Below are 21,714 nucleotides of genomic sequence, written 5' to 3' on the forward strand. Positions count from 1 at the left end.
TCAGGCGGGGACTGCGGTGGACGGGTCCACCGTGCGGTCGACGGTGGGGTCCACCGTGGGCCTGCAGTCCAGGAGGTCCACGGGCCGGCCCATCGCGACGGCGATCTTCCGGTCGCCCCGGTACGGGTCGCGGCCGTGCGCGCAGAGCACGTTGTCGACCAGCATCACGTCGCCGACCTGCCAGGTCTCGCGGACGGTGGCCGCGTCGTAGGCCGCGTTGAGGGCGTCCACGTCCTCGCGTGAGAGCGGCTCGCCGTCGCCGAGGCCGGTGTTGAACGGGAGCCCGTCCGGGCCGAACTCGTCGACCATGGCCTCGCGGATGTCCGGGTCGAGCGACCACTCGTTCCAGAAGGCCAGGTGGTTGAACCAGACCTCCTCGCCGGTGTGCGGGTGGTGGACCGTGGCCGACCGCAGCTGGCTGGTGCGGAGGTTGCCGTCCGGCTGCCACTCCCAGGAGATGCCGTTCTCCCGGCAGTACGCCTCGACGTCGGCGCGCTCCTCGGTGCCGAAGGCGGTGCGCCAGCCGAGCGAGACGTAGTCCGAGTAGTTGCGGGTGAGCGTCCAGCCGGAGGACCGGCCGCGCGCCGCCAAGTGGTCGGGGAGCCCGGCGAGTACCTTGCGGACGTCCGCGGTCGGGGTGGCGCCGCCGGTCTCGGGCGCGGTGAGGCAGGCGAAGAGCAGCCGGCCGGGGAAGGTCAGGGTGTAGCTGTTCTCGTTGTGCATCCGGATCGACTGGGCGGGCGGCAGGTCGGTGGACGAGAAGACGCCGTCACCGAAGTCGCTGCGCGGGGTGGCCTTCTCCCGGTACGGGGTGGGCTCGGGGATCAGGACGTCGCGGACGGCGGCGACGTCCGCCGCCTGCGCGACCGGCAGGCCGCGCAGGAAGATCGTGCCGTGCTCGTGCAGGGCGGCGGTCAGCGCGGTCTCGTTCTCGCGCAGCCAGTCGCAGGCCTCGGCGAGGTCGGCGGCGGGCGGCACGTGGGTGAGGGCCGGGCGGCCGGGGTTCAGCTCCCAGGTCGGCATGGCGGCGCTCACCGCTGGTCGAGCGTGGCGAGCAGGCTCGCCGGGCGGATGTCGGTCCAGTTGGCCTCGATCCAGTCGAGGCACTCCTGGCGGGGGGCCTCGCCGTGGACGGTGGTCCAGCCGGCCGGCACGTCGATCCAGACCGGCCAGAGCGAGTGCTGGTTCTCGTCGTTGGCCAGGACCAGGTAGCCGGCGTTGTCGTCCTCGAACGGGTTGCTCATGGTGGTCTCCGTAGGGTGATCGGTGATCCGGGGTGCGATTCGAAGGTAGGCGCGCCGCGGCGGCGGGAGCGGCACAAGCTCCGGCAGGTGAGCGGCAGTTGGCGCACTGCCGGAGGGCGCGGTACCTGCGCACCCCGCGCCGGCCCACGGCGCCCGGGGTGTCGGGGCGGGCGGCTCATCGGCGGACGAGGCGCACCGGGAAGCGGTCGAGACCGAAGTTGATGATCGAGCGGTTGTGGTCGACCGGCCCGGCGGGCTCGATGCGGGCCGCCTTCTCCAGCGCCGCCGAGTAGAGGGCGCTGAGCTCGGCCTTGGCCAGCGGGGCACCGATGCAGTAGTGGGCGCCCAGGCCTAGCGCCAGGTGCTTGTTGGGCGAACGGTCGAGCAGGATCTCCTCGGGCCGTTCGAAGGCCTCCGGGTCCCGGTTGGCGGACCACACCCACACGGCGACCCGGTCGCCGCGACGGATCTGCCGGCCGCCCAGCTCGATGTCCCGGGTGGCGGTGCGCAGCGTGTGCAGGCCCACCGAGGTCCAGCGCAGCAGCTCGTCCACGGCGGAGTCCATGGACACCTCGCCCTGCTGCAGCTTCCGCCACAGGTCGGGGCGCTGGACGAGGGTGTGCAGGCCCATGGCGGCGGTGTGGCGGACGGTCTGGACACCGCCCACCACGATGTTGTCCAGGTTGAGCACGACGTCCTCCACGGGCAGGAGCCGTCCGCCGACCTTGTACGTGGCCATCATGGAGATCAGGTCGTCGCGGGGGTCGGAGCGGCGCAGCATCACCTGGTGCAGGAGGTACGGGATCAACTGCTGGTGTCCGGCCCGGCGTTCCTCCGGTGTGCGCCCGAGGAAGGCGACGTCGCAGACGCGTACCACCATGTCGCGGTCCTTCTCGGGCACGTCGAGCAGGTCGCACATGACGGCCAGCGGCAGCGCGGAGACCACGTCGACGAGGTCCACCTCGCCCTGCTCGACGGCCCGGTCGAAGAGCTCGCCGGCCCGCTCCGCGATGGAGCGGGCGGCGCCGCGCACACCGCCCTTGGAGAAGAACGGGTTGGCGGGGGCGCGCAGTTCGCGGTGGCGGGGCGGGTCGGTGAGAGCCATCATCCGGCCCGAGCCGACCGGCACGTTGCCCTCACCGGCGCCGAGCAGCGAGCCGGACTCCGAGCTGAACACGGCGGCGTTGCGCAGCACGTCCGCCGACTCCTTGTAGGTGAGCACCGACCAGACGGGGCCGTCGTCGACGGTGTCGGTGAGGTGGACGGGCGCCTCGCGGCGCAGTTCGGCGACGAGCTCCGGCGTGTCGGGCCGCGCCCACAGGCCCGGGTCGGTGAGGTCGACGGCGGTCGTGGTGAGGGTGGTCGTCATCAGTGCTCCTTGGAGGTGTCGGAGGACGGGGCGGAGGCGGGACCGGCGGGGAGGGAGGGGGAACCGTCGCCCCGCGCGGCGAGCGGCACGGAACCGGGTCCGGAGACCTGGCGCTTGGCCAGGAGGGAGGTGAGGAGGTCGACCGGTCCCGGCCGGTCGACGGTGGCGAGCAGGTGCCCGCCGGGCACGACGCGCTGGTCGAAGGCACCGCGGGTGTGAGCGGCCCAGCCGGACAGGCCGGTGGTGGCCAGCATCGGGTCGTCGGATCCCGCCAGCGCGTGGAGCGCGGAGCCGATCGGCGCGTGCGGGCGGTGACGGTAGGTGGCGCTGACGGCGAGGTCGGTGCGGATGGCGCCGAGCGCCAGCTCGATTAGGTCCGGATCGGCGCGGACCAGTTCCTCCAGACCGGTGAGCCTGAGGAGTTCGGCCGCGTCCAGGTTTCCGGTCTCGCGCGCCGCCCACTCGGCGGGGCTGGGTGCGCCGGCCACGACGACCAGCTCGGGGCGGCGGGCGGCGGGCAGCGCGCGGGCGACCTCGTAGGCGAGGAGGGCGCCGAAGCTCTGGCCGTAGAAGGCGAACCTGCCGCCCTCGCCGCCGGTCAGGTGCGGGGCCAGCGCCTCGGTGACGGCGGCTACAAGGGCGTCGAAGTCGGGCGGCATCGCATGCCGGCTGCGGCCGCCCCTGGCCGGCGGGCGCAGCGCCCACACCTCGGCCACGGGAGCGAGGGCGCGGGCCAGCGGGGTGTACGCGGTGGCGTCGCCACCGGCGTGCGGGAAGCAGAACAGGCGGACGGGACGGTGGGGCTGGGGCGCGGGGACCAGCAGCCAGTCGCCCTCGACGCGGGGGCGGGCGGTCCGGGGAGCCGGAGTGCCGAACGCGGTCGTCAGGGTGGTCATCGGACGGCCGCCCGGCGGGCGGTGAGCGCGGGGCGTGCGGCGGCGGGGCCGGCCGCGGCGGCGCGGCGGACGGCGGCGGTGAAGTCGGCCAGGTCGACGGCGTCGAGGAGGTGCCGGAGCTGGAGCTCGACGCCGAGCTTGCGGCGCAGGAGGTGGACGACGCGGAGGGCGGCGAGCGAGTGGCCGCCGAGGGAGAGGAAGTCGTCGGTCGGCTCGACGGCGGGCACCCCGAGCACGGTGCGCCAGACCTCGGCGACCTGCTCGTCCACTCCCCCGTGCGCCTCCGGTGCGGCCGCGTCCGAGGCCGAGGCCGAGGCCGAGGCCGAGTCGGAGGCCGCGGCCGGGGCGGGGGCCGGAACGGGCAGGGCACGGTGGTCGACCTTGCCGTTCGGGGTGAGCGGCAGGGCGTCGAGCACGGTCACGGTGGACGGCACCAGGTGGGCGGGCAGGGTGCGGCGGAGCTCGGCGAGCAGGTCGGCGGGGCGGACGGCCGCACCGACGGCGGAGCCGGTGACGTAGCCGGCGAGGCGGTGGTCACCGGGCGCGGCCTCGTGCACGGTGACCGCGGCGGCGGTGATCCCGTCCAGGGCGGCGAGCGCGTGCTCGACCTCGCCCAGCTCGATCCGGAAGCCGCGCAGCTTGACCTGGCGGTCCACCCGGCCGACGTACTCGAGCAGACCGTCGGCGGAGCGGCGGGCCTGGTCGCCGGTGCGGTACATCCGGGCGCCGGGCTCCGGAGCGAACGGGTCCGCGACGAACCGGCCCGCGGTGAGGCCCGGGTGCCCCGGGTATCCGTGCGCGAGGCCGGGTCCGGCCAGGTACAGCTCGCCGACCGCGCCGTCGCCCGTCACCGGCGCGAGCCGGTCGTCGAGCAGGTACGCGCGGACGCCGGGCAGCGGCTCGCCCAGGTGCGGGCCGGGGCCGGTGATCGGCGCGGTGATCGCGTCGACGGTGCACTCGGTGGGCCCGTACAGGTTGAGCGCGTCGATCCCGCCGTCGGCCAGTTCGCGCCAGGTCCGGGCGGGCACCGGCTCGCCGCCCATGAACAGTCGCGGCACGCGGGCTCCCGCCAGGGGCTCGCGGAGCAGCTGCCAGTGGGAAGGCGTCAGGTCGAGGTCGGTGACGCCGTGCTCGGCGAGCAGCCGTACGAGACGGGCGGGTTCGGCTCGCTGGGCGTCGTCGATCACCACCAGGGTGTCGCCGCGGCAGATCCGGATCCACTGCTGGACGGAGGCGTCGAAGGAGACGCTGGCGTTCCAGGCGACGACGCCCGGCTCCGGCCGGTAGGCGCCACTGCGCTCCAGGGCAGCGGCGAGATCCGCGACGGCGCCGTGCGACACCTCCACGCCCTTGGGCCGGCCGGTGGAGCCCGAGGTGTAGATGACGTACGCGGAGTCGAGCGGGTGCGGTGTGCACGCGGCGGCCGGGCCGGCCGCGGCGTCGGGTCGCAGCACCGGGACGCCCTCCGGCACGGGCGGCGCGGCGTCGGCGCTGACCACGGCGGCGAGCCGGGCGTCGGCGGCCATGAAACCGATCCGCTCGGCCGGGTAGGCGGGGTCGAGCGGCACGTACGCGGCGCCCGCCCGCCAGACGGCGAGCAGCGCGACGGGCAGGTCGGAGGTGCGGCCGAGGTGCACCCCGACCCGGTCCCCGCGCCGGACTCCGGACGCCTGCAGGGCGCCGGCCAGGGTGGCGGTACGGCGGTCCAGTTCGGCGAAGTCGAGACCGCCGTCGACGGCGCGGACGGCGGGCCGAGCGGGGTGGGCGGCGACGGTGGCACGCAGACGGGCCAGGAGGTCGCCGGCGGGGACGGGGGTGGGAACGGTGGTGCCGGTGACGGGGGCCGTGGCGGCGGCCGGCTCGGCGTAGGTGGTCATGTGAGGGCACTCCTCGGTGGTCGGTGGGTTCGATGGCGGGGTGATGCGGCGAGGTGGGTGGGATGGGTTGGAGGGGTTGGTCACGATGTGGGGGAGCCTCCCGCCGGTGCGGCGGGGGCTCTGTGGCGGCGGCTGGGCGGGGCGGCGGAGATGCCGTCCGGCCGAGTGCGGCCGGCCCTTGGGTGCTCGTCGGGCGGGGTGCCGGCCGGCGCGGTCGGAGAGCGGCGGGCGCCCGGCGGGGCGCCCGGCCGACCGCAGCGGCGTGGCGCGGCCGGTAGCGCGGCCCCTGGCGGGCGGAGGCGGTCGCGGGGCACAGGCGTACCCGACGGGCCGGACGGGCCCGGCGTTCCGGGCCGAAGGGCGCGCCAGCCCCCCGTGGCCCGCGTACGGGACCCGACGTACGGGACCCGACGTACGGGACCCGACGTACGGGACCCGACGTACGGGCCCGGGGCGCGTGGACGACGGTTCGGCACCCCTCGTGGCATGCCGTGCCCAGCCCGGTGCGTGGCCCTGGTACGCGGCTCGTGCCCGGCCAGGCGGCGCGATGCCGGCGGCCCGGCCTCGCCCCTCCCCCGGACCGGCGGCCCGGCCTCGCCCGGGCCGGGGGCCCGGCGGTCCCGCGCCGCGTCAGACGTCGCCGGCCAAGCGGCCCAGCGCCTCCTCGTACGCGTCCATGAACTCCTCCGCCGTGGTGTCGTCCACCACCGCGCGCTGGTGGTCCACGGCGAGCAGTACGCGGTGGGAGACCGGGTCCTGGATCAGGGAGGCGCCGAAGGCGAAGCTGTTGGGTTCGTGGCGGAGGGTGGGTTCGCAGCCGATGCGGCTGTCCTCGATGCGGGCCGCGCTGAGCCGGCCGAGGGCGTGGAAGCGGAGGTAGCCGAACTGGCTGTCGAGAGCGGTGTCGGCCATCATGCGGGCCAGGCGGGCGAACGGGACCCGGCGGTGCGGCATCATGTCCAGCTCTTCGCGGTGGACGTGGCGTACGAGCGCCGCCAGGTCGTCCCCCGGCTCGGCGACGAGCGGGACGGTGTTGAGGAAGAGGCCGTACACCTCGGTGCCGCCGAGCCGTTCGAGCCGGCCGTTCATGGCGAGGCCGGTGGTGACCCGGCGCCGCCCGGTGATCCGGGCCAGGGCGTGGAGGTGGGCGGCGAGCGCGACCGACTTGACCGGGACGGCGAGCGCGTCGGCGACGGCGCGCAGTTGTCCGGGGGCGTCGCGCAGCACCCGTTCGACGGTGCGGGGCAGCTCGTGGACGTCCTCGCTGCCGGGCCAGAGCTGGCCGGTGGCGCCGTCGAGCCGCCGTTGCCAGTACGCCAGGGACTCCTGGTCGGCGGCGGCCTCGCGTTCCACGGCGACGAAGTCGCGGAAGGCGGTGCGGGGCGGCGGGGTGGGCGCGGAGGCCGGGTCGGCGGCGAGCGCGGTGTGCCGTTCGAGGATCTCGGTGAGGAGCGAGGTGAAGCTCCAGCCGTCGAGGATGGCGTGGTGCTCGGAGATGGTGAGCTGGAAGGCGTCGTCGGCGAGCCGTTGCGCGGTGATCCGGAAGAGCGGTGGTGCGGCGAGGTCGAAGGGCCGGTCCCGGTGGTGCTCGAAGACGGAGCGGATCCGTTCGTCCTGTTCCGCTTCGGCCGCGCCGCGCAGGTCGGCGAACTCGACCGGTGCGGGCAGCGTGCCGTGCACGAGCTGGAGCGGTTCGCCGTAGCCGGAGAGGTCGAGTCCGGTGCGCAGGACGGCGTGCCGGGCCATCGCCTCCTCGACGGAGCGGCGCAGGGCGGTCTCGTCGAGGTCTCCGGTGATCCGGTAGGAGTTGACGTTGTGGTAGCTGTCGGTGCCGCCGGCGACCTCCATGTGGAAGACCATGGAGAGCTGCATCGAGACCATCGGGTAGGCGTCGACGATGCCGGGCGGGAGGTCGGCCCGGTCCTCCTCGTCGATCAGCGCGAACGGCAGGCCGGCGGCGGGATCGGCGGCGACCGGGCGGGCCAGCGGCAGGAGTTCGGCGACGGTGGGGGCGTTGAAGACGTCCCGAAGGGTGACCTGCCAGCCGCGGTCGTGGAGCGCGCCGGCCAGCTGGACGGCGCGGATGGAGTCGCCGCCGAGGTGGAAGAAGTCGTCGTGGACGCCGATCCCGGCGACGCCGAGCACGTCGGTCCAGACGCCGGCGAACAGTTCCTCCTCCGGGGTACGGGGCTCGACGTGCCGGCCGGTGGCGGTGGCTGCCGCCGCCCGGCCGGGTGCGGGCAGCGCGGCCCGGTCGACCTTGCCGTTGACGGTGAGCGGGATCGCGTCCAGGACCGTGACGGTCGCCGGGATCATGTACGCGGGCAGGGTGCGGCCGAGGAAGTCCCGCAGGTCGTGGGGTTCGGTGGACGTGCGTCCCGTGACGTACGCGGCCAGCCGGTCCTCGTGGACGGTGACCACGCACGCGTCCACCTCGGGGTAGGCGGCGACGGCGTTCTCGATCTCGCCGAGTTCGATCCGGAAGCCGCGCAGCTTCACCTGGAAGTCGGCCCTGCCGACGTATTCGAGGCCGCCGTCGGGCAGCCGCCTGGCGACGTCGCCCGTGCGGTAGAGCCGGGCACCGGGCGGGCCGTACGGGTCGGCGACGAAGCGGCCGGCGGTGAGGTCCGGGCGGCCCCAGTAGCCGTGCGCGAGGCTGCCGCCGCCGATGTACAGCTCGCCGGGGACGCCGGGCGGGCACGGCCGCAGCCAGTCGTCCAGGACGAGCGCGGTGAGGTGCGGCATCGGTGCGCCGACCAGGCTGCGTTCGAAGCCGGTGCCGCCTTCGGCGACGTCGTGGACGGTGACGTGGACGGTGGTCTCGGTGATGCCGTAGAGGTTGCAGAGCCGGGCGGGCGGCAGCGGGTCGAGTTCGTGCCAGCGCTGGACGACGGCCGGGTCGAGTGCCTCGCCGCCGAGCATGATCCAGCGCAGTGCGGGCAGGGCTCGCGGCCGGCGGCGCAGCGCCGGTTCGAGCTGGCGCAGGGCGGAGGGCGTGAGGCAGAGGTGGGTGACCGCCTCCTCGTCGAGCAGTCCGGCGAACTCGTCGGGCGAGCGGCTGGTGAGGTAGGGGACGACGACCAGGCGCGCGCCGTGCAGGAGGGCGCCCCACAGCTCCCAGACGGTCCAGTCGAAGGCGTAGCTGTGGAAGAGCGTCCAGACGGTGTCGGGGCCGAAGCCGAAGTGTTCGCGGCCGGAGTCGAGGAGGCGGCTGACGTGCTCGTGGGCGACGCCGACGCCTTTGGGGCGGCCGGTGGAGCCGGAGGTGAAGATGAGGTAGGCGAGGTCGCCGGGACGGCCGGCGGTGGGCGGCCTGTCCGCCGGGCGGGCGGCGATCTCCGCTGCCCGGTCGGTGAGGTCGAGGGTCTGCCAGGGGCCGTCGGGGGCCCGGTCGGGCCGGTCGGTGAGGACGAGGGTGACGGCGGTGTCGCCGAAGACGAGGGCCGCGCGGTCGGCCGGGGCGGCGAGGTCGACGGGCACGTAGGCGGCGCCGGTCTTGAGCACGGCGAGGATGGAGACCGGAACGGCGGCGGTGCGTTCGAGGAGCAGGCCGACCCGGTCGCCGGGGCGCACTCCGCGGTCGAGCAGGGTGTGGGCCAACCGGTTGGCGCGGGCGTCGAGTTCGGCGTACGTGAGGGTGGCGTGCCCGTCGCTCACGGCGGGCCGGTCGCCGTGGGCGTCGGCGGCCCGCTCGAAGAGGTGGTGGAGGCAGTGGCCCGGGTCGAGCCGGGCGGGGCGGTGCGGGCGGCCCGCCGAGGTGAGCCGGAGCACGGTGGCGTCCGGGTCGGCGAGGGCGGCGTCGAGGAGGCCGGAGTAGTCGGCGGCGAGGCGGCGCACGGTGTCGGCGTCGAAGAGGTCGCTGCTGTACTCGGCCTCGCCGCGCAGTTCGCCGCCGGTGCCGCCGTCGGTGGTGCCGGTGCTGTCGAACACCGACCAGGTGAGGTCGAACTTGCTGGTGCCGTTGGAGCGGGAACCGCGTACGGCGGTGGCGGCGCCGAGCGCGAGCGGTGTCCGGTCCTCGGCGTGGGCACCGAACACCACCTGGACCAGCGGCGGGTGCTGCGGGTTGCGGGCGGTGCCGAGCAGGTCGACCAGCTGGTCGAAGGGGACGTCGAGATAGCCGAAGGCGTCGAAGGCGGCGTCCTGGACGTCGGCGAGGAGCCGGCGGAAGGTGGCGCCGGGGGCGAGCCGGACGCGCAACGGCAGCAGGTTGACGAAGTAGCCCAGCAGATCGGCGAGTTCCGGGCGGTCGCGGGTGGTGACCGGGGTGCCGACGATCAGGTCGTCGGCGCCGGTCCAGCGGTTCATGAGGAGGGCGAAGGCGGCGAGCTGGACGGTGAACGGGGTGACGCCCTCCTGTTCGGCGAGCGCCCGGACCCGGGCGGCGGTGCCGGGGGCGAGGTCGAAGGGTTCGGTGGCGCCGCGGGGGCTGCGCTCGGCGGGCCTTGGCCGGTCGCCGGGCAGTTCGAGCAGGGTGGGGGCGCCGTCGAGGCTCTGTTTCCAGTGGGCCAGGTGCTCCTCGTACGAGGTGTGGCGCCCCTCCTCCGCCCAGTCGGCGTAACGGGTGGTGAGCTCCGCCAGGCCGTGCGAGCGCTGTTCGCCCAGGGCGCCGTAGAAGGCGGCGAGTTCACGCTCGAAGAGCTCGGCCGACCAGCCGTCCCAGACGATGTGGTGCACCACGAACAGGAGTCTGGTGCGGTCGTCGGCGAGCCGGAACGCCTCGGCGCGCAGCAGCGGGCCCGTGGTCAGGTCGAAGGGTTCCGCGGCCCGCTCGGCGATCAGCTCCTCGGCGCGCCCGGCCCGTCGGGGTTCGGGCAGCGCGCGGAGGTCGGTGACGGCGAGCGGCACGGCGAGCGTGGGGTGGACGCACTGGCGCGGGCCGTCCTCGCCCAGCTCGAAGGTGGTGCGCAGCACCTCCTGGCGGGCGACGACGCCGTCGAGGGCGCGCTGGAGCAGCGCGAGGTCGAGCGGGCCGGTGACGTCGTACGTCCACGGGGTGGTGTAGGTGGCGTCCTGCGGGTTCCACCGGTCGAGGAACCAGAGTCCGCGCTGGAGGCCGGAGACGGGCGCGGTACGGGCGGGGCCGGCCGGCGGCGTGTTCGGCGGCGCTGCGGGCAGGTCGGCGGACGGGGTCACGGCCTCGTTCCCTTCGGTCGGCGGGTGGGGCTGGAGGGCCTGCGGCCCCGGGTGTCGTGTCATCGCGCGGCCAGCCGTTCCGCGATGGCGCCGACCGTCCGGCCGCGGAAGACCACCTGCGGCGGGACCCGGGTGCCGGTCTGCTGGGAGAGCTGCATGGAGACCCGTACGGCGGCCAGCGAGTTGCCGCCGAGCCGGAAGAAGTCGGCGTCGGGTCCGGGGTCGTCGGCGAGTTTCAGTACGGTCCGGACGGCGTCGGCGACGAGGCGCTGGTCCGGGGTCAGCGGGTCGGCCTGGGCGGCCTGGGGGCGGTGGGCCGGGGCGGGCAGGGCCCGGCGGTCGGCCTTGCCGTTGGGGTTGAGCGGCAGCGCGTCGAGGACGTCGAGCGTGGCCGGGACCATGTGCTCGGGCAGCAGCCCGGCCAGGTGGTCGAGGAGTGCGTCCGGGTCGGGCGCCACCGGTCCGGCGGCGGTCACGTACGCGGCGAGCCGCTGGTCGCCGGGGGCCGGCTCGTGGACGGTGACGGCGGCCTCGCGTACGGACGGGTGGCGGGTGAGCGCGTCCTCGATCTCGCCGGGCTCGACCCGGAAACCGCGGATCTTCACCTGGTCGTCGATGCGGCCGGTGATCTCCAGGACGCCTTGCGCCGTCCGGTGGCCGAGGTCGCCGGTGCGGTAGAGCCGCTCGCCGGGTGCGCCGAACGGGGAGGCGACGAACCGTTCGGCGGTGAGGCCGGGACGGCCGACGTAGCCGAGGGCGAGGCCGCCGCCGGCCGCGTACAGCTCGCCGGGGGTGCCGTCCGGGACCGGGCGCAGCAGCTCGTCGAGGACGTGGATCTCCTTGCCGTGCAACGGCCGGCCGATCGGGATGGAGGCGCCGGAGGCGTCCTCGGGGGTGGCGCGGTGGCAGGTGGTGAGGCCGAGGCTCTCGACGGGGCCGTAGCCGTTGGCGACGACGAGCTCCGGGTACTGGTCGAGCGCCTTGCCGACGTGGGTGACGGAGGCCCGCTCGCCGGCGGTGAAGGCCACCCGGAGGTCGTCGTACGTCTCCGGGAACTCTTCGAGCAGGAAGTTGAACAGGCTCGCGGAGAGCTGCAGTTGGGTGACCCGGTGGCGCCGGGTCAGCTCGGCGACGGCCTGCGGGTCGGGCCGCTGGCCGGGCTGGAGCACGCACGCGCCGCCGAAGGCCAGGGCGCCGTACAGCTCCAGGGCGAAGGCGTCCCAGGAGACCGGGGAGCACTGGAGCCAGATCTCGTCGGGCCCGAAGCGGGCGTAGTCCTGGCCGAGGTAGGTGGTGGTGAGGGCGCGGTGCGGGACGGCGACGCCCTTGGGGCGGCCGGTGGAGCCGGACGTGAACATCACGCAGGCGAGATCGGTGCCGGTGACCGGCAGGCCGGGGTCGTGGCCGGGCCGGGCCGCGACGGCGGCGGCCTCGGTGTCCAGGTCGAGGTGGCGGGCGACCGGGAACGGCGGGCTCGCCCCACGGTGGGTGACGAGCAGGGCGGCGCGGCTGTCGCCGACCGCGCCGGCCAGTCGCTCGGCCGGGAAGTCCGGGTCGAGCAGGGTGTAGGCGGCGCCGGCCTTGAGGGCGGCGAGCAGGGCGACGACGAGATCCGGTCCGCGTTCGACCAGGACGGCGACGGTGTCGCCGCGGCCGATGCCGAGGCCTCCGAGGTGGTGGGCGAGGCGGTTGGCCCGCTCGTTCAGGGTGCCGTAGTCGACGCGTTCCTCCCCGGAGACCAGGGCGATGGCTCGCGGGTGGCGGTGGGCCCGGTCCTCGAACAGGGCGTGCACGGGCGCCTCGACGGCCGCGGCGAGCGTGCCGAGCCAGGCCTCGCACAGTTCGGCCATGGTGCCGGGGTCGAAGAGGTCGGAGTCGTACTCGAAGCGGCCGGTGAAGTCGGTGCCGCGGTCGTCGACGGAGATCGACAGGTCGAAGCGGGAGACCGGGTTGGAGTGGAGCTCGCGGGTGACCTCGGTGCCGCCGACGGTCAGCGGGCGGGTGTCCAGCGGGTGGAGTTCGAGGAGCACCTGGCAGAGCGGGTTGCGGTCCTCGGTGCGGTCGTCGGGGCGGTCCTCCATGACGGCGCCCGCGATGGCGTCGAAGGGTGCCTCCTGGTGACGGTAGCCGTCGATGGCCACCTCGCGGACGTGCCGCACCAGGTCGCGGAAGTCCATGTCCTCGTCGAGGCGGACGCGCAGCGGCAGCAGGTTGACGAAGTAGCCGATGAGCGCGTCGAGTTCGGCCCGGCCACGGACGCTCACCGGGGAGCCGAGGACGAGGTCGCGCCGGCCGGTCCGGCGGTGCAGGGTGAGGGCGAGTCCGGCGAGGAGCACCATGTACGGCGTCGCGTCCTCGCTGCGGGCCAGGGCGCGGACGGCCTCGGCGACCGGGCGGGGCATGGCGAAGCGGTGGAAGGCGCCGCGGAAGGCCTGGACCTCGGGGCGGGGCCGGTCGGTGGCGAGGACGGGTTCGGTGGGTGCGTCGCGCAGCTGCTCGCGCCAGTGGTCGAGCTGCCGCTCGGCGGCGCCGTCCTGCTGCTGCCAGGCGCTGTAGTCGGCGTACTGGACGGGGAGTTCGGGCAGGTCCGCGGGGCGGCCGGTGGCCAGGGACTCGTAGAGGGCGGCCAGTTCGGCCTCCAGGACGGGCAGCGAGCCCTCGTCCCAGACGATGTGGTGGCAGAGCAGCAGCAGGGTGGAGGTGCCGCCGGTGCGGTAGAGGTGGGCGCGGACGAGCGGGCCGGTCTCCAGGTCGAAGGGCACGAGCGCGGCCTCGGCGATCAGTTCGTCGAGGGCGTCGGCGGTGGTCTCCTGGACGGTGAACGGCAGCTCCACGGAGGGGTGGACGACCTGCCGGGGGCCCTCCTCGCCCAGCTCGAAGGTGGTGCGCAGCGCGCCGTGGCGGTCGACCACGCCGGCCAGTGCCCGGCGGAGAAGTTCCGGGTCGACCGGTCCGGCGAAACGGAACACCCAGGGCACGACGTAGGTCGGCGCGCCGGGGTTCCACTGGTCCAGGAACCACAGCCCCCGCTGGAAGTTCGCCAGCGGCGCCTCGGCGGCACCGGTGGGGACCAGCTCGGGGCGTTCACCGGCGTCCGATGCGGAGGTGACGGCGGCGGCGAACTCGGCCAGGGTCGGCGCGTCGAAGATGGTGTACGGGGAGATCATGCCGAACACGTCGAAGACGCGGCCGACCACGCGGACGGCGGTGAGGGAGTCCCCGCCCAGGTGGAAGAAGTTGTCGTCGGCGCCGACCTCGGGCACCCCGAGGACGTCGGCCCAGACGGCGGCGATCAGCTGCTCGGCGGGGGTACGCGGGGGACGGCGGCCGGCGGCGGGTGCGGCCGGCACCGCCTGGGGCTCGGGCAGCGCCGAGCGGTCGACCTTGCCTCCGGTGGTCAGCGGGAAGGCGTCCAGCGGGGTGACGGTGGCCGGGACCATGTGCTCGGGGAGCCGCTCGGCGAGGTGGGCGCGGAGCTCGGCGGCGTCGGGCGCGTGGGCGGTCCCGGCCGCGGTCACGTAGGCGGCGAGCCGGCCCTCGTGCGCGACGACGACCGCTCCGGCGACGTCCGGGTGACCGGCGAGCACCTGCTCGATCTCGCCGGGTTCGACCCGGAAGCCGCGGATCTTCACCTGGTGGTCGGCGCGGCCGACGAACTCCAGCGGGTCGTCGGCACCGGGCCGCCGCACCACGTCGCCGGTGCGGTACATCCGGGCGCCGGGCTCCGGCGCGAAGGGGTCGGCGACGAACCGGCCCGCGGTCAGGCCGGACCGGCCGTGGTAGCCGGAGGCCAGCAGCGGCCCGCCGAGGTACAGCTCGCCGGGCGTGCCGGGCGCCACCGGTCGCAGTCGCTCGTCGAGGACGTAGGCGCGACGGTCGCCGAGCGGGCGGCCGATGGGGACGGTGCCCGCCAGGAGGTCCTCCGCCGCTGCCGGGCCCGCCAGTTCGTGGACGGTGGCGGTGACGACGGTCTCGGTCGGCCCGTAGGCGTTGAGCAGCGGAACTCCGGTGGCGGCCCACCAGCCGGCGGCGGCGTCCGGGTAGAGGCGGTCGCTGCCCGAGATCATCAGGCGGAGCGTGCGCGGCGCGGCGCGGCCGTGCTCGCGGAGCGCGGCCACCACCTCCTGGAAGTAGCCGGCGGCCAGGTTGGCGACGGTGACGCCCTCGGCGTCGAGGAGGTCCAGGAGGGCGGCGGGCGCCATGAGCTGCTGCTCGGGCACGACGATGCGGGCGCCGGCCGAGAGGGCGGTGAGGACCTGCTCGACGGCCACGTCCACGGTAGGACGGGCGAAGTGCAGCACCACGTCGTCCTCGGTGAGTCCGAAGCGCTCGACGGCGGCGGCCAGGTGGCCGGTCAGGGCGGCGAGCGGCACGTGGACGCCCTTGGGGCGGCCGGTGGTTCCCGAGGTGTAGATGAGGTAGCCCGCGGCCCCGGCGGGACCTCCGGATCCGACGCCTCCGCCGACTGGATCCGCCCCGCCGGTTCGATCAGCTCCGCCCGCTCGGTCCTCTCCGCCGGCCCCACCGGCGGCTTCGGTCCCGGCGGGCGCGGCGAGCTCGACGAGTTCGCCGTCCGCGTAGGCGAGGGTGGCGCCGGCGTCCTCGCGGATCCAGCGGTTGCGCTCCTCGGGCGCCTCCCGGTCGAGCGGCAGGCAGACGGCGTCGGCACGGAGGGCGGCGAGCAGGCCGACCACGTGGTCGAGCCGGTCCCTGCCGGTGACGGCGACCGTGCACCCGGGGGCGATCCGGGCGGCGAGGGCACCGCTCAGCTCGTCGAGGTCCCCGTAGGTGACGGTCCGGGAACCGATCCGTAGGGCCGGGCGGTCCGGAAACCGGCGTGCGACGGATATGAAGGGAAAACCGCGAGATTCCATCATCCAACCCCGATGAATCGACGAAGCTACGGGCAGTGGTCGGTAGTGGTATCGACGATAGGGCGGGGCTTCCGGGCCGATCGGCAGAATTCTCGGAAGTCCATCGGCAGTTTCAACTGCCGCTTGACCAGGGGGTTTACCTGTGCACGACGCAGCCCGCCCAGGCGCACGCAGGCGCCTGGGCGGGCTGGAATAGGAACTCTTCGCGAGCTCTTCGGTCGTCTCTCGACGGAGGTTACGAGGAACTCACGGGAATTCGGGAGAACTCACGGGAATTCGGGAGAACTCAGGGAATCGCCGGGAACTCAGGGAAACGCCGGGAACTCCGGGGAACGCAGGGAACTCAGGGGAACGCAGGGAACTCAGGGGAACTCGGGAGACCAGACATCTTCCCGGTCCAGCGCGGCCGGCGCGTATTTCCCGAGTGCGCTGATCAGCATCCTGAGTTCGAGCGCGAGGCATTCCGTGAACCGGACGAGTCCGGCCTCCGGGTCCTCGGCGGTGGCGAGCAGCGCCGCCCGGCCCAGGCCCACCGCTCGGGCCCCGAGCGCCAGGCTCTTCACCGCCCGGCCGCCCTCCCAGACGCGTCCGGAGACCAGCAGGCAGGGCGGCGGCCCCGCGGCGGCGAGGCGGCGCAGGCATTCCGCCAGCGGCAGGCCGACCTGGGCCGGGAACGCTCCGGGCGCCCAGCCGGTGCCGCCCTCGGCGCCGTCCACGGTGACGGCGTCCGCTCCCGCCTCGGCGGCGACCCGGGCGGCCTCGGCGACGTCACGGCCGGGGTGCAGCTTCACCCACACGCGGGCCCGGGGGAAGTTGTTGCGCATCAGCCGGATCTGCTGGCGCAGGATCTCCGCCGTGAACGTGCCGGGAGTGCTGGAGCGCAGCACCCGGCCGTCACCGAAGACGTCGTCGATCCCGTACCGGTCGCCGAGCCGGCCGGCGGCCTCGCCGTCCAGGACGGTCATGCCGCCGAGACCCGGCTTGGCGCCCTGCCCGGTTTTCAGCTCGAAGGCCAGCCGCCCGGATTCGAGCAGCGGCAGCGCCGCGGGGTCGCTGTAGACGAGGTTCCAGACCTCGGCGTCGGCGTCCTCCGTGGACTGCTGGACGGCGACCCCGCCCCGCCCGTCCGGAAGCTCCTCCGTGTAGGCGCGCAGACGGCCCAGGAGCGCCCGGTCGGCGGCCTCGCCCAGCCGGCCGTAGCCGTTCACCGGAACGACGTTCTCGCCGATCACCATGGGCAGGCCGAGCGCTCCCGCCTGACGGCTGAGCGCGAGGCCGAGGTCGCCGCCCGCGGCCCGGGTGGAGCCGAGCGCGGACACGTACACCGGCAGGGCGGAGGTGAACCCGCCGATGGCGGTGGTCAGTTCGACGTCACGGTAGTCGGGCTCGCGGCCGAGGTCGATCAGCCGGACGAGCCGCTGCGGCATGAAGACGGGCGGGGTAATCCGCAAGGCGTCGAGCGGGTCCCGCTCGCCCTCCGCGTACCGGTCCGCCCGGTCCGCGCCGAACAGGACGCGGCCGTACTCGCCGGGCGGCGGGAAGGCCGCGGCGGCTCCGGCGCGGGCGCGCTGCCGGACCTCCTCCTCGGGGAAGCCGGGCGCCGAGAGGTCGCTCACGGCGACACCACCCCGGCCAGCTTCGGGAAGGCGCTGGCCTGCCAGACCGCGTCGAGCCCGGCGACGTAGCGGGTCAGCCGCTCGACGCCGATGCCGAAGCCGGCGCTGCCGGGGACGCCCTCGCGGACGAGGTCCAGGTACCAGCGGTACTTCTGCGGGTTCTCGCCGGTTTCCCGCATCCGCGTGACGATCTCCGCGTAGTCGTTGGTGCGCTGGCTGCCGCTGCACAGCTCGCCGTACCCCTCGGCCGCGATCAGGTCGAAGTTCTTCAGCAGGCCGGGCCGTTCGGGGTGCTCGCGGTCGTAGAAGCCGCGTGACCCCTTCGGGTAGTCGGTGACGAAGAACGGCCGGTCCCGCTGCGCGGAGAGCAGGGCCTCGCCGGTCCAGTCGAGTTCGGCGTCGGGGCTCTGCGGGTGGCCGAGCCCCTGGAGTTCCGCCACCGCCTCGGAGTGCCGCATCCGGCCGAAGGACCCCTTCAGGAGTTCGGTGAACGCCTCGACGTCCCTGCCGAGTTCGGCGAAGTCCTTGGGCAGCTCGCGGACCACGCTGTCGACCATGTGCACCACCAGCTCCTCGACCAGCCGGACGGCGTCGTCCCGGCTCGCACCCGCCATCTCCACGTCGAGCTGGTGGAACTCGGCGAGGTGACGGCTGGTCCCGGCGGTCTCCAGCGGCTCCAGACGGACGTTGGGAGCGACGCAGAAGATCTTGTCGAAGGCGAGCAGCGAGGCCTGCTTGTAGAGGATGGCGCTCGTCATCAGCTTGTAGCGGTGGCCGTAGAAGTCGACGTCGACCTGCTTGGAGCCGCGCGAGCCGGGGTCGGTGACCGGGCCGATCACCGGCGGGAGCAGCTCGGTGAAGCCCTGCTCGCACAGGAACTCACGGGCGGCGGCGAGGAGTCGGTGCTGGATCCGGAGCGCGCTGCGGGTGGCCGGGGCGGTCAGGTGGCGGCCGGGGTCCGGGATCGGTGCGGAGGCCGTGGGCCCGTCGGTGGTCATGGTGTGGTGAGTCCCAACTCTCGTCGTGACGTGGAGGTCGTGCGGGGCGGTACGGGCGTGGTGGGAGTGTCGGTGGGAGGCGGAGCCTCGGGGACGGGACCGGTGGGACCGGGGACCCGCGCGCCGGAGACGGGGACGGGACCGGTGGGACCGGGGACCCGCGCGCCGGAGACGCGGACCGGAGCGCCGGTGACGGGGGCGGGAGCGCCGGTGACGGGGGCGGGAGCGCGAGCGGCGTCCGTCGGCCGTGCGGCGGCGCGGGCGTCGTAGGTCCGCTGGACGTGCGAGAGCGCGGTGAGGAGCCCCGCGGAGCCGAGGATCGGCGGACGCGGGCCGCCGTCCGCAAGGCCGGCGATCGGCATTGATCCGACGCTCGACCAGTGCAGCCGGCCGTCGGGCGCGAGCGAACTGCGGGCCCGGCCGGCGTTGTCGGGGTGCAGGCAGTACGGGACGTCGAGGTAGCCGGCGGCGAAGGCCCGGACCAGCGCCCGGCCGATGTCCGCGTCGAGTTCGAGCACGGCGCCGATGAGCGCGCGGGCCTCGGCCTCGATGCCGGTGTCCTCGACGTCCGCACCGGCGCGGGTGCCCGGGGCGTGCCGGTGGCGGGCGCGCTCGCCGGCGGCGGCCGAGGCGGCCGCCTCCAGCGCCTGTACGTTCTCCTCCACGGTCGGGATCCGGTGCGCCTCGGCGGTGGTCTTGACGATCAGCCGGGCCGCGCCGGCCCGCACCGCCAGCCGGGCCGCGTCCTCCAGGAGCAGCCGGGCTCCGCCGGGGGTGCGCGGGAAGACGCCCATGTAGGCGTAGAGGACGACGTGGTGGTCCACGTCCGGCAGCAGTTCGCCGGCCAGTCGCCCGAGCACGGTGAGCGCCTCCTCGTCCTGGCGCGCGTCGGCCTGCTGGGCGTAACTGAGCGAGATGCCGCGCAGTCCGTGCTGCCGGAAGAACAGCGCCTCCAGCACGCTCACCGCGATCAGCAGGCTCGGCGGACAGAGCTGGCCCATCAGGCAGCCGCCGAAGGTCTCCAGGTGCGGCTGTGCGCCGAACTCCGCGGCAGAGGCCAGGAGCTCGCAGCTGCGCCGCCAGTGGTCGACCGCCTCGCGCAGCGGCGTACGGCTGTAGGGCAGGCAGTACGAGACCGGGCCGCCCTCGGTGGCGTCCAGGCCGGCCGCGAGGAGGGCGCGGACGATGTGCTCCGGCATGGCCGAGCCGTGCCGGACCTGCACCGGGAAGCGGGCGTCCGCGACGCCCCGCAGCACGGCGCGGGTGGTGTCCGCGGAGTGGGTGGCGATCGGATAGCCGTTGAGGCCGACGCCCTCAGAGAGCGCGCGCCGGGCGGCCGCGAGGTCGCCGGTGCGGGTGTAGCTGTCGAGCGTGAGCGTGCCGACGGTGACGGCGTCCGCGTACCGCGTGGCGATCAGTCCGTCCCGCATCCGCAGCGGGTCGGCCATGCCCATCCGGGGCTGCACGACCAGCTCGCCGGCCGCACGGGCGCGGGCGACGAAGGCGCCGAAGCCGGGGCTCACGTCGACCGCGGAGCCGGTCACAGGAGTGCTCCCGAACCGGCGGACACCGGCCGTGCCCCGGTCGGCGGCAAGCCGGAACCGGCGGGCAGGGGACGGGATCCGGTGGGCAGAGAAGGGGATCCGGCAGGAAGGGAGCGGGCCCCGGCGGGCAGCGAGTCGACGAAGGAGCGGAACTCGACGACCGAGCCGCCTTCCTCGAAGACCCCGTCGAAGCCGGCCGCCAGCAGCTCCCGCTGCCGTTCCGGGTCGCCGGGACCGGCGATTCCGAGTTTCCCGCCGATCACGGTCGCCGTGCCGGCCAGCTCGGGGCAGGCGCGCAGCTGAGCGATCACTCGCAGTCCGTCGGGGAAGCCGTGCCCGTTGACGCTGCTCAGGACGATCAGGTCCGGCTCGATCCGGCGGCACTCGGCGACCAGCAGCTCGTCCGGTACGCACGCGCCCAGGTTGGTGACCCGGTGACCGAGCTCCTCGAGCAGCAGCTGGAGGAAGACCAGGTTCCAGGTGTGCGAGTCCGAGGCCATGGTCGTCACGACGACGTCCAGAACGGCCGGCTCGGCCTTTCCGTGCTGCTCCACGGCATGCTGCTCCACGGCGCAAACCTCTGTGTCGGTAGGTGGTGGGACTCCCGGGGAGTGGCGGGCCGCCGGGTGTCCGGCCGTCCCTCCCGTGGACAGAACGCTAGGGAGGTTCAAGGAGCCGGACCGGCAGCTCACCCGGCAGGATGCGGGCAGTATCGACCGGGGACGGCGACGCCCGGCCGGAGGTCAGCTCGCCGTCGCCAGCTGCAGACGGGCGTGCGTCGCGCCGGTCCCGCAGAACCGGCGGAAGAGGTTCAGCACGGTGAAGCGGACGCCGTCGCGGGCCGGGACGCTGCGGATCAGCCCGTTCGCGAGCAGTTCGTGCATCGCCGCCAGGCACTCGTGCGGCGGCCGGCCGCTCAGCTCGGCGGCGTCCTCGCCCGACCAGTCCCCCGGTTCGGCCGCGAGCCGCTCCAGCAGGTCGCGCTGGCCCAGGGTCAGCCGGTCGAGGGCGGCCCCGAGCGCCGCGCCGACGTCCGCCCTGCCGCCGTACCCGGCCGGCGGCGGCGCCAGGTGGAACGGGCCGTCGGCGAGGCGTGCGACGAGCTGGCGCGGCGAGAGCACCGTCGACCAGCCCGCGACGAGTTCCAAGGCGCCCGGCAGGCCGTCGAGTTGGCGGCAGAGCGCGGCGACGGCCGGGGCCTCCTCGGGCTCCAGGCGGTAGCCGGGGCGCAGTCGGCGCAGGTGGGAGAGCAGCAGCCGGACGGCTCCCACCTCGGCGAGGGCCACCGGATCGTGGTCGAGTTCCGGCCCGGGTGTGGGCAGCGGAGCCAGCGGGATCACCTGGCCGCCGGGCAGCGGCTGCGCGACCCTGGCGGTGATCAGTACCCGGAGGCCGGGGCAGCGCAGGAACAGTTCGTCGAGGAGCGCCGCGTCCACGCCGGCGTCGGCCCCGTCCAGGACCAGCAGGGTGGGCCGCTCCCCGATCACTCCGGCGAGGTCCGCCATCGCCCGGGCGAGATCCGTACGGCGCACGAGCCCGGCGGCGGGGAGCCGGTCGCAGTCGATCCAGCGCACGGACCACCGGGACGCGAGGTGCAGGCGTCTCGCGACCTCCAGGACCAGCCGCGTCTTGCCGACGCCGCCCAGGCCGGCCACCGTGACCAGCCGGTCGCCGTGGACGGCGAGGGCGTCGGCCAGCACCTCGACCTCCAGCTCACGGCCGACGATCGCGCCGCGGGCGACCGGCGGGGCGGTCGGCTCGTCGCGAGGCTCTTCGGCGAGCGCGTGCCGGCGCGCCGCCGCCTCGAAGACGGACCTGTTGGGGCCTTCCAGCCGCAGCGCGTCGGCGAGGAGCCGGACGGTCTCCTGCCGGGGGCGCTGCACCCGCCCGCTCTCCATGTCCCGGATGGCCCGGACGCTCAGGGTCGCGAGATCGGCGAGCACCTGCTGGGTCAGGCCGATCCGCTCGCGCCAGATCCTGAGCAGCTCTCCGAAGCCCGCCGTCGACTGCGGCGACCGCACACCGTCCATGCCTCGTCCACCTTCCGTGGGTTGGCCAACAACCGGGGACGGGGGCCCGGGCGCCGCTGCGGCACGCCGGGGGCGGCGGCGACCGGTGGTGACCGTCGAGCCGTTTTCCCCCTGACGCCGATGGAACACG

Annotated in this window: 12 protein-coding genes; all 12 read right to left on the reverse strand. The window is 74.9% G+C overall.

Features of this window, described 5'->3' with window-relative positions:
- The 12 genes from ACFY8W_RS24480 to ACFY8W_RS24535 all read right to left on the reverse strand — a co-directional run bounded on the left by ACFY8W_RS24480 (position 1) and on the right by ACFY8W_RS24535 (position 21,584).
- A complete protein-coding gene (locus tag ACFY8W_RS24480) occupies positions 1 to 1,023 on the reverse strand; it encodes a TauD/TfdA family dioxygenase (protein ID WP_391108920.1) in 1,023 nt (340 codons plus the stop codon).
- 8 nt (positions 1,024 to 1,031) lie between these two features.
- The gene (locus ACFY8W_RS24485; RefSeq protein ID WP_189978420.1) at positions 1,032 to 1,244 is read right to left on the reverse strand and encodes an MbtH family protein; all 213 of its coding nucleotides are present in this window, start codon (positions 1,242 to 1,244) and stop codon (positions 1,032 to 1,034) included.
- Between the two features lie 175 nt (positions 1,245 to 1,419).
- The gene (locus ACFY8W_RS24490; RefSeq protein ID WP_391108923.1) at positions 1,420 to 2,613 is read right to left on the reverse strand and encodes a cytochrome P450; all 1,194 of its coding nucleotides are present in this window, start codon (positions 2,611 to 2,613) and stop codon (positions 1,420 to 1,422) included.
- Positions 2,613 to 3,509, reverse strand: a complete 897-nt coding sequence (locus ACFY8W_RS24495) for a thioesterase domain-containing protein (RefSeq protein WP_391108926.1) — start codon at positions 3,507 to 3,509, stop codon at positions 2,613 to 2,615. The genes ACFY8W_RS24490 and ACFY8W_RS24495 overlap by 1 nt, the downstream gene beginning before the upstream one ends.
- The gene (locus ACFY8W_RS24500; RefSeq protein ID WP_391108929.1) at positions 3,506 to 5,386 is read right to left on the reverse strand and encodes an amino acid adenylation domain-containing protein; all 1,881 of its coding nucleotides are present in this window, start codon (positions 5,384 to 5,386) and stop codon (positions 3,506 to 3,508) included. Before ACFY8W_RS24500 ends, ACFY8W_RS24495 begins: the two co-directional genes overlap by 4 nt.
- Before the next feature lie 630 nt (positions 5,387 to 6,016).
- Positions 6,017 to 10,522, reverse strand: a complete 4,506-nt coding sequence (locus ACFY8W_RS24505; RefSeq protein WP_391108932.1) for an amino acid adenylation domain-containing protein — start codon at positions 10,520 to 10,522, stop codon at positions 6,017 to 6,019.
- A 59-nt stretch (positions 10,523 to 10,581) separates the two neighbouring features.
- The gene (locus tag ACFY8W_RS24510) at positions 10,582 to 15,399 is read right to left on the reverse strand and encodes an amino acid adenylation domain-containing protein (RefSeq protein WP_391108935.1); all 4,818 of its coding nucleotides are present in this window, start codon (positions 15,397 to 15,399) and stop codon (positions 10,582 to 10,584) included.
- Between the two features lie 359 nt (positions 15,400 to 15,758).
- The gene (locus ACFY8W_RS24515) at positions 15,759 to 17,012 is read right to left on the reverse strand and encodes a glutamate synthase-related protein (protein WP_391108938.1); all 1,254 of its coding nucleotides are present in this window, start codon (positions 17,010 to 17,012) and stop codon (positions 15,759 to 15,761) included.
- On the reverse strand, positions 17,009 to 18,010 hold the full coding sequence (locus ACFY8W_RS24520) for an amino acid--tRNA ligase-related protein (RefSeq protein ID WP_391108941.1): 1,002 nt from the start codon (positions 18,008 to 18,010) through the stop codon (positions 17,009 to 17,011). The genes ACFY8W_RS24515 and ACFY8W_RS24520 overlap by 4 nt, the downstream gene beginning before the upstream one ends.
- A complete protein-coding gene (locus ACFY8W_RS24525) occupies positions 18,007 to 19,554 on the reverse strand; it encodes a methylaspartate mutase (protein WP_391108943.1) in 1,548 nt (515 codons plus the stop codon). The genes ACFY8W_RS24520 and ACFY8W_RS24525 overlap by 4 nt, the downstream gene beginning before the upstream one ends.
- Positions 19,551 to 20,123 carry a cobalamin-dependent protein gene (locus tag ACFY8W_RS24530; protein WP_391108945.1) on the reverse strand — a complete coding sequence of 191 codons (573 nt, stop codon included), beginning with the start codon at positions 20,121 to 20,123 and terminating at the stop codon, positions 19,551 to 19,553. Before ACFY8W_RS24530 ends, ACFY8W_RS24525 begins: the two co-directional genes overlap by 4 nt.
- A gap of 174 nt (positions 20,124 to 20,297) precedes the next feature.
- Positions 20,298 to 21,584, reverse strand: coding sequence for a helix-turn-helix domain-containing protein (locus ACFY8W_RS24535; protein ID WP_391108948.1), 1,287 nt, complete (start codon positions 21,582 to 21,584; stop codon positions 20,298 to 20,300).
- Positions 21,585 to 21,714 lie beyond the last annotated feature (130 nt).

It is taken from the genome of Streptomyces sp. NPDC012637 (assembly GCF_042954805.1).
Taxonomy (GTDB): Bacteria; Actinomycetota; Actinomycetes; order Streptomycetales; family Streptomycetaceae; genus Streptomyces.

What these genes read in the sequence shown, in the direction of transcription:
- ACFY8W_RS24480 (WP_391108920.1), bottom strand. Translation starts at nt 1,023, where the DNA reads ATGCCGACCTGGGAGCTGAACCCCGGCCGCCCGGCCCTCACCCACGTG.
- ACFY8W_RS24485 (WP_189978420.1), bottom strand. Translation starts at nt 1,244, where the DNA reads ATGAGCAACCCGTTCGAGGACGACAACGCCGGCTACCTGGTCCTGGCC.
- ACFY8W_RS24490 (WP_391108923.1), bottom strand. Translation starts at nt 2,613, where the DNA reads ATGACGACCACCCTCACCACGACCGCCGTCGACCTCACCGACCCGGGC.
- ACFY8W_RS24495 (WP_391108926.1), bottom strand. Translation starts at nt 3,509, where the DNA reads ATGACCACCCTGACGACCGCGTTCGGCACTCCGGCTCCCCGGACCGCC.
- ACFY8W_RS24500 (WP_391108929.1), bottom strand. Translation starts at nt 5,386, where the DNA reads ATGACCACCTACGCCGAGCCGGCCGCCGCCACGGCCCCCGTCACCGGC.
- ACFY8W_RS24510 (WP_391108935.1), bottom strand. Translation starts at nt 15,399, where the DNA reads ATGATGGAATCTCGCGGTTTTCCCTTCATATCCGTCGCACGCCGGTTT.
- ACFY8W_RS24520 (WP_391108941.1), bottom strand. Translation starts at nt 18,010, where the DNA reads ATGACCACCGACGGGCCCACGGCCTCCGCACCGATCCCGGACCCCGGC.
- ACFY8W_RS24535 (WP_391108948.1), bottom strand. Translation starts at nt 21,584, where the DNA reads ATGGACGGTGTGCGGTCGCCGCAGTCGACGGCGGGCTTCGGAGAGCTG.